The organism is Betaproteobacteria bacterium (assembly GCA_016791345.1).
In the GTDB taxonomy this organism is placed as follows: Bacteria; Pseudomonadota; Gammaproteobacteria; order Burkholderiales; family JAEUMW01; genus JAEUMW01.
Genome location: JAEUMW010000188.1, coordinates 1 through 10,989, shown reverse-complemented (window position 1 = coordinate 10,989; position 10,989 = coordinate 1). Strand labels below are relative to the sequence as shown.

Here is a 10,989-nt window from a genome sequence, read left to right as displayed (position 1 = left end):
CCGAGCTCGACGACGCGATTGGTCGGCAGCTTGAAGTAGGCGGTGGCGCTGGCGGAATTGCGCGCCATCGTCACGAAGAGCTTCTCGCGCCACAGCGCCATGCCGGGCGCCACGGTCGGAATCAGCGTCTCCCGGCTCAGGAAATACGAAGTTTCCATCGGCTCGAACTTGAGCCCCTTGGCGGAGGCGAGTTCCAGCGCGTACGGGATGTCGGGCTCATCCTTGAATCCGTAGCGGACCTTCACGCGGTGAAACCCGGCTTCCTTGGTCTCGATCTCCACGCGATCGGCATCCGCCACGCGCGGCACTTCCTCGGTGGTCACCGTGAGCAGCACGATGCGCTCGTGCAGCACCTTGTTGTGGTTCAGGTTGTGCAGCAGCGCATGCGGCACGCCTTCCTGACTCGTGGTCAGGAAAACGGCGGTGCCCGGCACGCGCGTCGGCGGGTGCACGGCGATGCTCTGGATGAAGGGCTCGAGCGGAATGGCACCGGGGCGCGTCCGATCGAAGAGGATCTGACGCCCCTTGTGCCAGGTCGCGAGCAGGATGAAAACGCCAATCCCGATCAGCACCGGGAACCATCCGCCCTCGACGATCTTGATGGCATTCGACGTGAAGTAGACGATGTCGATGAACAGGAACGCGGCGGCGAGCGGCAGCGCCAGCGCGACGTGCCAGCCCCACAGGAAGCGCATCACCACGAACGCCAGGATCGAGTCGATCGCCATCGTCGCTGTGACCGCGATGCCGTACGCGGCAGCGAGATTGCTCGACGAGCCGAAGCCGATCACCAGCGCGACGATCGCGAAGAGCAGCATCCAGTTGATCCACGGCAGATAGATCTGTCCGATCTCGTGCTCCGAGGTCTGCATCACGTTCATGCGCGGACAGTAGCCGAGCTGGATCGCCTGTCGCGTGAGCGAATACGCCCCCGAGATGACGGCCTGCGACGCGATGACGGTGGCGGCGGTGGCGAGCACCAGCAAGGGATACAGCGCCAGCGATGGCACCTGCAGGTAGAAGGGATTCCTTACGGCACTCGGGTCGTTCAGGATCAGCGCGCCCTGTCCGAAGTAGTTGAGCAGCAGCGCCGGCAGCACGAACGAGATCCAGGCGTAGCGGATCGGATCGCGCCCGAAGTGGCCCATGTCCGCATACAGCGCTTCGGCACCGGTCACCGCCAGCACCACCGAACCGAGCGCGAAGTAGCCGTGCCAGCCGTTGAACGTGAAGAACTGGATGGCATACACCGGGTTGAGGGCGGTCAGCACTTCGGGATAGCGCAGCACGTTCCAGATCCCGAGCAATCCCAGAGTGGAGAACCAGATCAGCATCACCGGCCCGAACAGCGCGCCGACCCGTGCGGTGCCATGGCGCTGCACGGCGAAGAGCCCGATCAGCACGGCGATGGCCACCGGCACCACGTAGCGCTTGAACGCGGGTGTGGCGACCTCCAGACCCTCGACGGCCGAGAGCACGGAGATGGCCGGCGTGATCATGCTGTCGCCGTAGAAGAGCGCGGCGCCGAAGAGGCCGAGCACCATCAGGGTCCAGCGCCGTCTGGGATCCTGCGTTGCGCGCAGGACGAGCGCGGTGAGCGCCATGATGCCGCCCTCGCCGCGGTTGTCGGCGCGCATGATGATCGTCACGTACTTGAGCGTCACGATGATCATGATCGACCAGAACACGAGCGAGAGGATGCCGAGCACGTTGTCGTGCGTGACATCGACGCTGTGGTGGCCGGTGAAGGCTTCCTTCAGGGTGTAGAGGGGGCTGGTGCCGATGTCGCCGTAGACCACGCCCATCGCGCCCAGCATGAGTGTCGCGAGCGCCTGCTTCGGACGCTCGGGAGAGTTCGTCGCTTCGACCTGCTTCGCGGCGGCGTGCATCGTCCGGGACCGTCGGGTTCAGCGTGGGGATCTGCGGGGGGACAAGCGGGCGTGCGGCGCATGATAGCGCACCTTCGCGGGCGACGCCGCACCCGCGAGTTGTCCCGCCGTGAGCGTTGCGCATAACATGCACGAGCCCATGACCCCACCGGAGACTGCCGTGCGCGCTGCGCGCGCCAAGCCGCCCACGCAGCGTCGTTCCGCGTCCACCGCGACCCCCGTCGCTGCGGCTGACGACGGGGCGGCAACGACTGAGCTGCCGGGCGTGGCGCGGGCCCTGCGCGCGCGCCTGCGGCAACTCGGGATCAGGGGTCTGTCCGACGCGCTGCTGCACCTGCCGCTGCGATACGAGGACGAGACGAGACTGCAGCCGATCGGCGAAGCGCGCGAGGGGGTTTCCGTGCTGGTGGAGGGTGAAGTCGTCGCCACCGAGGTCGTCTTCCGGCCGCGGCGCCAGCTCGTCTCGCGCGTGCAGGATGCCACCGGTGTGCTCTGCCTGCGCTTCCTCAACTTCTACCCGAGCCAGGTGAAACAGCTCGCGCCCGGCGTGCGCGTGCGCTGCTTCGGCGAAATGCGCCCCGGATTCTTCGGCGCGGAGATGATCCACCCGCGCTACCGCGTCGTGGCGGAGGGCACGCCGCTGCCGAGCGGCCTGACCCCGGTTTATCCGGCGGCTGCCGGCGTCTCGCAGGACGCCTTGCGTCGTCTGGTGCGCGAAAGCCTCGCCCGTTGCGATCTTTTGGACACGTTGCCAGCCGCGCTGCGCACACGGCTCGCGCTGGTGCCGTTCGACGACGCCGTGCGGCTGCTGCACAGCCCGCCGCCGGCAACCGCGCAGGCGAGCCTCGAAACGCGCAGCCATCCGGCGTGGCGGCGCGTCAAGTTCGACGAATTGCTGGCCCAGCAGCTCTCGCTGCGGCACGCCCGGCAGCAACGCGAAGCGATGCGCGCACCCCCGCTGCCGCCGCGCGGCTCACTGGCGGCCAAGCTGATCGGCGCACTGCCGTTCGCCTTGACCCGCGCGCAGCGACGCACGGTCGACGATGTCGCACGCGATCTCGCGCGCCCGGTGCCGATGCAGCGCCTGCTCCAGGGTGACGTCGGCAGCGGCAAGACCATCGTCGCCGCCATCGCCGCGTTGCAGGCGATTGAAAACGGTCGTCAGGTGGCCGTGATGGCGCCCACCGAGATCCTCGCCGAACAGCATTACCGCAAGTTCGCCGAATGGCTGGCACCGCTGGGAGTCAATGTCGTCTGGCTCGCAGGCAGCCTCAGGGCGCCGGCACGCCGCGCCGCGATCGCCACCATCGAAAGCGGCGAGTGCGCGGTGGCCGTCGGCACCCATGCGCTCTTCCAGGACGCCGTGACATTCGCCAACCTCGGGCTTGCCATCGTCGATGAACAACATCGTTTCGGCGTGCAGCAACGCCTCAACCTGCGCAAGAAGGGAGAGCAGCGCGCGGGCCTGCAGCCGCACCAGCTCATGATGAGCGCGACGCCGATTCCGCGCACGCTGGCGATGAGCTACTACGCGGACCTCGATGTGTCGGTGATCGACGAACTGCCGCCGGGCCGAACGCCGGTGGTGACCAAGCTCGTCGACGAGCGCAAGCGTGACGCCGTGATTGCGCGCGTGCGCGATGCCTGTGTTGCCGGCGGCCAGGCGTACTGGGTATGTCCGCTGATCGAGCAATCGGAAGCGCTGCAGCTCAAGACGGCGCTGGAAACGTTCGAGTGGGTACGGCAGGCGTTCCCGGAGCTTCGCGTCGGCCTCGTGCACGGTCGCCTGCCGCCGGCGGAGAAGGCCGCGGTGATGGATGCCTTTCAGGGCAACGCCGTGCAGCTCCTGGTCGCGACCACGGTCATCGAGGTCGGCGTCGACGTGGCGAACGCAACGCTCATGGTGATCGAGCACGCGGAACGCATGGGACTCGCCCAGCTGCACCAGCTGCGCGGGCGTGTCGGCCGCGGCACGGCCGCCGGCGTGTGCATCCTGCTCTATCAGAGGCCCTTGTCGCCGCAGGCGCGCGAGCGCATGAAGATCGTCTACGAACAGAGCGACGGCTTCGAGATCGCGCGTCGCGACCTCGCGCTGCGCGGCCCCGGTGAGTTTCTCGGCGCGCGCCAGAGCGGCCTGCCGCTGTTGCGCTTCGCCGATCTCGACACCGACGCCGATCTCGTCGCCGCTGCGCGCGACGTTGCCGACGCATTGCTGCGGCGTCACCCCGAACTCGCCGAGCGCCATCTCGAGCGGTGGTTTCCGGGGCGCCACGACTACCTGAAGGCATGAGGCGGCGGTGCGGAGCACCTCTTGCCCGCGCGGCAGGTATCCGCGACAGCTTTGGCATAATCGAGACTTTTCCGCCGAATCCCTTTGAACAACCCCGCTGCGCTCGCCGGATGGCTGCCGTACGTACCGCCCCATGCCAAGAGCTACCACCCGTGGCTGGTGGACCGCGGATCGCTCACGCGCCGCCTGCAGGAACGCTGTGCTGCATTCCAGCTGCAGCCGGTGCGCCAGGTGCTGCGCCCGAGCCTGAGCGACGAGCGCTGGCTGCTGCGCGCGCGTGCCGGCGAATGGCTGACGACGCGCGAGGTGTTTCTCTGCTGCGCGGACACACCGGTCGTCTTTGCGCACAGCGTGGTCCGCCGCGGGGGGCTGAAGGGTCCGTGGCGCTGGGTCGGCGGTCTGGGGGCGCGACCACTCGGAGCGGCCTTGTTCGCTGATCCGCGCATCGAGCGCACGCCGCTCGCGTTTCGCGCGATCGGACGCCACCACCCGCTGTTCGAATGCGCTACGGCGCGGCTGGAACTGCGTCCGAACGTGTTGTGGGCGCGGCGCTCGATCTTCCTGCGCGAGGCAGTTCCGCTCATGGTGACGGAGGTGTTCCTGCCGACGATTCTGGAGCTGCCCCGGTGACGCTCGGCGAACGTCTCGGGCACTACCAGCGGCTGCTGCGGCTCGACCGTCCGATCGGCATCCTGCTTCTGCTGTGGCCGACGCTGTGGGGGTTGTGGATCGCCGGGGAAGGGCGGCCGGACGCCGCGACCGTCCTCGTCTTCATCGTCGGCACGGTGCTCATGCGCTCGGCCGGGTGTGCGGTGAACGATTTCGCGGATCGCGATTTCGATCCGCACGTGGCCCGCACGCGCAACCGTCCGCTGGCGGCAGGCAAGGTCTCGGCACGGGAAGCCCTCACGCTGGCGGCGGGACTCGCGCTCGTTGCCTTCGTGCTCGTTCTGCCCTTCGGGCGTCTCGTCATCGCGCTGTCGCTCGTGGCCGTGCTGCTGGCGGCCTCCTATCCGTTCACGAAGCGGTTCTTTCCTCTGCCGCAGGCGTATCTCGGCATCGCCTTCGGCTTTGGCATCCCGATGGCATTCGCGGCGCTGACCGGAACGGTGCCGGCGCTGGCGTGGGTGCTGCTCGTCGCCAACGTCTTCTGGTCGATCGCGTACGACACCGAATACGCCATGGTCGACCGCGAAGACGATCTCAAGATCGGCATCCGGACCGCGGCGATCACCTTCGGCCGCTTCGACGTGGCGGCGATCATGGCCTCGCACGCGCTCTTTCTCGGCCTGCTCGCCGCCGTGGGCGCATCCCTCGGCCGTGGCTTCCTGTGGTTCGGCGGGCTTGTCGTCGCTGCAGGTCTCGTCGCCCATCAGTATTGCCTCATCCACGACCGCGATCCCGCACGCTGCTTCAAGGCGTTCCTGCACAACAACTGGGTGGGCGCCGCGGTGTTCGTCGGCATCGCGCTCGACTACCTGGCGCGGGACTGACCCCGTCACGCCGGCATGCGCTACCGCGACCTCCGCGACTTCATCGAACAGCTCGAACGCAAGGGCGAGCTGAAACGCATCGCGGTCGAAGTCGACCCGTACTTGGAGATGACGGAGATCTGCGATCGCGTGCTGCGCGCGGGGGGACCGGCGATCCTCTTCGAGCATCCCAAGGGGCACACGACGCCGGTGCTCGCCAACCTCTTCGGTGCCGCACGGCGGGTTGCCTTCGGCATGGGCGAGGAGTCGGTGGCGGCGCTGCGCGAAGTCGGCAAGCTGCTGGCGTATCTCAAGGAACCGGAACCGCCGAAGGGGCTGAAGGACGCCTGGGACAAGCTCCCGGTGCTGAAGCAGGTGCTCAACATGGCGCCGAAGGAGGTCAGCCGCGCGCCGTGTCAGGAAGTCGTCTGGGAAGGCAGTGACGTCGATCTTGGCCGGCTGCCGATCCAGACCTGCTGGCCGGGCGACGCCGGACGCCTCATCACCTGGGGACTGGTGGTCACCCGCGGCCCGCACAAGCCACGGCAGAATCTGGGCATCTACCGCCAGCAGGTGATCGGTCCGAACCGGGTCATCATGCGCTGGCTCGCCCATCGCGGCGGCGCGCTCGATTTCCGCGACCATTGTCTGGCGCATCCCGGCGAGCCCTTCCCGATCGCGGTCGCCCTGGGTGCGGACCCGGCGACCATGCTGGGTGCCGTCACCCCGGTGCCCGATACGCTTTCGGAGTACCAGTTCGCCGGGCTCCTGCGCGGCTCCAAGACCGAGCTCGTGAAATGCATCGGATCGGAACTGCAGGTGCCGGCATCGAGCGAGATCGTCCTCGAAGGCGAGATCCGGCCGGACGACACGGCGCTCGAAGGACCGTTCGGCGACCACACCGGCTACTACAACGAGCAGGAGCGGTTTCCGGTGTTTTCGCTGACGCGCATCACGATGCGGCCGGACCCGATCTATCACAGCACCTATACGGGCAAACCACCCGACGAGCCTGCCATGCTCGGTGTTGCGCTGAACGAGGTGTTCGTGCCAGTGCTGCAGAAGCAGTTCACCGAGATCAGCGACTTCTATCTGCCGCCCGAGGGTTGCTCCTATCGGCTCGCCGTCGTCAGCATGAGGAAGCAGTACCCCGGTCACGCCAAGCGGGTGATGTTCGGCGTGTGGTCCTTCCTCCGGCAGTTCATGTACACGAAGTTCATCGTCGTCGTCGACGACGACGTCGATGTCCGGGACTGGAAGGAAGTGATCTGGGCGTTGACCACCCGCGTCGACCCGGCACGGGACACCGTGCTGGTGGAGAATACCCCGATCGATTACCTGGATTTCGCCAGCCCCGTCTCCGGCCTGGGCTCGAAAATGGGCATCGACGCCACCAACAAGTGGTCGGGTGAGACCGGTCGCAACTGGGGCACGCCGATCCGCATGGACGAGACGGTCAAAGCGCGGATCGATGCGATCTGGGGTGATCTCGGGCTGGATCCCAGCCAGAAATAGAAAGGCCCGCTCGAGCGGGCCTTCGAACGATTTGGACTGGGGCTCTCAGAAGTCGTAGCCAACTCCCAGCGAGACGCCCGGATTGCGCCGGAAGTCCCGCTGCGGATCGAGGATGAAGCCGCCGGGCCGGTCGGAAGGCACGAGCCCCGCGACGCCGTCGACGCCTTTCAGGCCGAAGCGCGGATCGCCCAGCTGGCCGTAGAGCGAAAACCCGCTGCGTCCGCCGACGGCAGACTGCGCCGCCTTCAAGCTCGACTCCTTGGCGGCATCCCTGAAGCTCGGCGAATAGTGGAAACGAAGCATGCCGCCCTCGTTGTTCGCGCCCGCCGCATCGACCGTGAAACTGCTCTTGGGCTCCGCCGACAGCAGACTGCGCGGCAACCGGAACTCGCTGCCCGAGGACGGTACGCGCAATCCGCGATAGGAGCCCCACGCCGAGGGGTCGGCAGGACTGTCGTCGGCCCTCGCCACCAAGGTCACCGGGAGGGTAGCCAGCGCCGCAAGAACGGCTGCGACCAGCTTCAGCTTGTTCATCTTTCTTTGGCTCACTGCAAGAAGCGCGCGTGCATACAACTGAAATAATATTCCATTGACTGTCGCGCGCAAACTGCAGCGCTTGACGGACGTCGATAAGACCACGCGCCGGCCGCGGGGTTTCGAAGCGGTTCCGGGAATCCACGCCTCAGGGTCTCTGATAGACCCAGCTCAGCAGCGCATCCTGCAGCACACCGGCAGCAATATTCGTCCCGACATGGTTCACGATGCAGACCACCACCATGCGGCGCCCCTGCGCGTCCAGCACGTAGCCGGCGACGCTCTTCACGCCGTCGAGTGACCCGGTCTTGAGGTGGGCTTGGCCGGCGACGCCCCCGCCCCGGAGCCGCTTGCGCATCGTGCCGTCGACCGCCGCCACCGGCAGCGAGGCCATCAGTTCGGGCATGACAGGGCTGCGATAAGCGGCAGTGAGTACCTCGCCCAGATGCCGTGCCGAGATGCGTTCGACGCGCGACAGCCCCGAGCCGTTCTCCAGCACGAGCTCCGGGAAGGACAGCCCCTTCTGGTCCAGCCATTGGCGGATCGCACGGGAGGATTTTTCGGGAGTAGCGGGGGGTCCCATCGCCTCCGCCCCCAGCGTGAGAAAGAGCTGGCGCGCCATGACGTTGTTGCTGAACTTGTTGATGTCACGTACCACTTCCGCCAGCGTGGGGGATTCCCAGGCGAACAGCAGCTTGCCCGCCGCACCGACGCTGCCGTCGCGCACGACCCCGCTCAGCGTGCCGCCCAGTTCTTCCCACAGATACCGGAACACCCCGCCCGTGTACGGGGCGTGACCAAGCACGCTGAGATAGAAGCTGCGTTCGCCGCAGCTTGCGGGGACCGCACCGCGGAAGCTCAAGCGCGCCTTCTTGCCGTCGTCCTCGAGATGGGGCGCGATGAGCGCGCGCCAGTCGCCGCAGGGTCCGCCGCCGACTGTCATGCGGTTTTCCACCTGCACATTGGCAAGCGGCGGATCGAGGATCACTCTGACGGCGCGTGACCCGGGGTCGGGCAACAGGTGAACCCGCACTGCCTTGTAGTTGACGAGGAGCGCGTCCGGGCCGACGTTGTAGGCGCGCGTCGGATCTCCGTCGAAGCGTGCCGGATCTATATCGACGTCCTGGAAGGCGCTGCGGTCGAGCACGAGGTCGCCGCGAACATGCTTGAGCCCCCGGTTGCGGACCCCGCGCAACATCAGCCACAGGTTCTCGAGTGTGAGCTTGGGATCTCCGCTGCCCTTGATGACCAGGTTGCCCTTCAGCACGTCGCCCTGCAGCGTGCCGTCGGCCCAGACTTCGGTCTTCCAGGTGAAAGCCGGACCGAGCATGTCGAGCGCCGCGTAGGTCGTCAGCAGCTTCATGGTGGAGGCCGGATTGAGCTCGCGATCGGCGCCCACGGCGTACACGACCCGCCCGCTTGCGGGGTCCTGCACGAAGATGCCGGCGGCGTCCGGCGAGAGCCCCGCAGCTTTCGCCGCTTCCTGCAGCGGAAATGCGTCTTCCGCTGCGGCGAACTCCGGCAATGCGAGAACGCAAAGAAGAATCAGCGTGGTCAGCGCCGCCGTCTTCATGCGCCTTGCCTCGTCTCCGGCCTTACCGACCAAGCGCTGCGTCGAGCGCCTCCAGCGTGCGCTCGCAGAGGAGCGCAAGCTCTATGTCGGCGATCACGTAGGGGGGCATGAAATAGACCGTCGTCCCGATCGGTCGCAGCAGCAGTTCCCGCTTCAGTGCCTCCGTGAAGAAACGTCGCGAGAACGCCGGATCCTCGGTCTTCACGTCGAAGGCCCAGATCATGCCGCGATGGCGGAAGTGTTCGACCTGCGGATGGGCAGCGATCGGCGCGGCAAGCGTCGAGAGCGCCTGCGCTTTCACGGCATTCTCGGCGAGCACATTGTCCTGCTCGAAGAGATCGAGTGTCGCGAGCGCGGCACTGCAGGCGAGTGGGTTCCCGGTGTAGGAATGCGAATGCAGGAATCCTCGCGCAGTCTCGTCGGCATAGAACGCCTCGTACACCGCGCGCGTCGTGAGCACCACGGAAAGGGGCAGATAGCCTCCCGTGATCCCTTTCGAAAGGCACAGAAAGTCGGGCGCAATTCCGCCCTGCTCGCAGGCAAACAACGTCCCCGTCCGGCCGAAGCCCACTGCGATCTCGTCCGCGATGAGATGCACGCCGTATCGATCGCAGAGAAAACGCGCGCGCCGCAGGTATTCCGGATCATACATGCCCATGCCGGCGGCGCATTGAATGAGGGGTTCGAGAATGACTGCAGCAGTCTTCTCGTGGTGCTGCTGCAAGTGCGCGTCGAGGGCTGCGGCGCAGGCGATGGCATGTTCGCGCGGCGACGTTGCCACCGGCGCGAGGCGCCAATCGGGGGAGGGCACGCTCTGCGGCGCGCGCAGCAGCGGTGCGTACGTGTCCCGAAACAGTGCGACATCGGTCACCGAAAGCGCACCGAGTGTCTCGCCGTGGTAGCTGTGTGCCAGGTGCACGAAGCGCGTCTTCGCCGGCGCGCCGACGTTGCGCCAGTAGTGAAAGCTCATCTTGAGTGCGATCTCGGTCGCCGACGCACCGTCGGATGCGTAGAAGCAGTGCCCCAGATTTCCCGGAGCGAGCGCCGCCAGACGCTCGGACAGTTCCACCACGGGTGCATGGGTGAAACCGGCAAGGAGCACGTGCTCGAGGCGGTCGAGTTGACTCGCGATGCGCGCCTTGATGTACGGATGCCCGTGCCCGAAGAGGTTGACCCACCAGGAGCTGATGGCATCGAGGTAGCGCCGGCCGTCGAAGTCGTACAGCCACACGCCCTTCGCACGCGCGATCGGCATCAGCGGCAGCCATTCGTGCTGCTTCATCTGCGTGCACGGATGCCACACCGACGTGAGCGACCGGCGCCGCCAGCTGTCGTTGCCGGGGGTGTCGCCAGAGCATGTCGATGACATCTTGGTGCGAGCGGGAGAAACGGAGGAAGCGGCTCGCCCGGTGCGTGTTTCAAATGCGGCAAGGCCCGTCGCTACGGGCTGTGCGGGGACATCGTTTGGCACCGAACTTGCTAAAATTTCCGTCGAGTTTATCACGCAGCGAGGAGCCGAATCGTGGAAATCCTTGAGCGCATCGAAACACAGATCGCCGCGAGTAAACTTCCGTTGTTCGCCGTCACGGTCGCTGCCGTCCCCTGCCCGGATACCCCCGTCATTCTTACGCTGCACTGGCACGGGTTCGTGCGTGAGCGGCTTGCCGACCTCGAGGAAGCCGAGGTCGTCACCTACATCCCCATTCCCAGTTCAGC

The 10,989-nt window shown here is 66.6% G+C and carries 9 protein-coding genes; 5 read left to right on the top strand and 4 right to left on the bottom strand.

Annotated features, from left to right (window positions below; translation table 11 throughout):
* On the bottom strand, window positions 1-1,889 hold a 1,889-nt coding region (locus JNK68_07210), incomplete at its 3' end, for a potassium transporter Kup (GenBank protein MBL8540145.1).
* Between the two features lie 139 nt (window positions 1,890-2,028).
* Between JNK68_07210 and recG the strand changes: the two genes are divergently transcribed.
* The 4 genes from recG to ubiD all read left to right on the top strand — a co-directional run bounded on the left by recG (window position 2,029) and on the right by ubiD (window position 7,166).
* Window positions 2,029-4,179, top strand: a complete 2,151-nt coding sequence (recG, locus tag JNK68_07205; protein MBL8540144.1) for an ATP-dependent DNA helicase RecG — start codon at window positions 2,029-2,031, stop codon at window positions 4,177-4,179.
* A gap of 114 nt (window positions 4,180-4,293) precedes the next feature.
* Window positions 4,294-4,809: a chorismate lyase gene (locus JNK68_07200; GenBank protein MBL8540143.1), complete on the top strand. Its 516-nt coding sequence runs from the start codon at window positions 4,294-4,296 to the stop codon at window positions 4,807-4,809.
* Window positions 4,806-5,672 carry a 4-hydroxybenzoate octaprenyltransferase gene (ubiA, locus tag JNK68_07195; protein MBL8540142.1) on the top strand — a complete coding sequence of 289 codons (867 nt, stop codon included), beginning with the start codon at window positions 4,806-4,808 and terminating at the stop codon, window positions 5,670-5,672. Before JNK68_07200 ends, ubiA begins: the two co-directional genes overlap by 4 nt.
* Before the next feature lie 15 nt (window positions 5,673-5,687).
* On the top strand, window positions 5,688-7,166 hold the full coding sequence (gene ubiD / locus JNK68_07190) for a 4-hydroxy-3-polyprenylbenzoate decarboxylase (protein ID MBL8540141.1): 1,479 nt from the start codon (window positions 5,688-5,690) through the stop codon (window positions 7,164-7,166).
* A gap of 45 nt (window positions 7,167-7,211) precedes the next feature.
* On the opposite strand, the gene JNK68_07185 is transcribed toward ubiD, so the two are convergent.
* The 3 genes from JNK68_07185 to JNK68_07175 form a co-directional block, all read right to left on the bottom strand.
* A complete protein-coding gene (locus JNK68_07185) occupies window positions 7,212-7,700 on the bottom strand; it encodes a hypothetical protein (protein ID MBL8540140.1) in 489 nt (162 codons plus the stop codon).
* Window positions 7,701-7,848: 148 nt separating this feature from the next.
* Window positions 7,849-9,273, bottom strand: a complete 1,425-nt coding sequence (dacB, locus tag JNK68_07180; GenBank protein ID MBL8540139.1) for a D-alanyl-D-alanine carboxypeptidase/D-alanyl-D-alanine-endopeptidase — start codon at window positions 9,271-9,273, stop codon at window positions 7,849-7,851.
* Window positions 9,274-9,295: 22 nt separating this feature from the next.
* Complete coding sequence (locus tag JNK68_07175; GenBank protein MBL8540138.1) at window positions 9,296-10,642, bottom strand: adenosylmethionine--8-amino-7-oxononanoate transaminase; 1,347 nt, start codon at window positions 10,640-10,642, stop codon at window positions 9,296-9,298.
* Between the two features lie 153 nt (window positions 10,643-10,795).
* Here JNK68_07175 and JNK68_07170 point away from each other — a divergent pair.
* Window positions 10,796-10,989 (top strand): diguanylate cyclase (locus JNK68_07170; protein ID MBL8540137.1); only part of this gene is annotated, 194 nt, incomplete at its 3' end.

Coding starts and splice junctions, on each gene's coding strand:
- recG (MBL8540144.1), top strand. CDS start 2,029: ATGACCCCACCGGAGACTGCCGTGCGCGCTGCGCGCGCCAAGCCGCCC.
- ubiD (MBL8540141.1), top strand. CDS start 5,688: ATGCGCTACCGCGACCTCCGCGACTTCATCGAACAGCTCGAACGCAAG.
- JNK68_07185 (MBL8540140.1), bottom strand. CDS start 7,700: ATGAACAAGCTGAAGCTGGTCGCAGCCGTTCTTGCGGCGCTGGCTACC.
- dacB (MBL8540139.1), bottom strand. CDS start 9,273: ATGAAGACGGCGGCGCTGACCACGCTGATTCTTCTTTGCGTTCTCGCA.
- JNK68_07175 (MBL8540138.1), bottom strand. CDS start 10,642: ATGTCATCGACATGCTCTGGCGACACCCCCGGCAACGACAGCTGGCGG.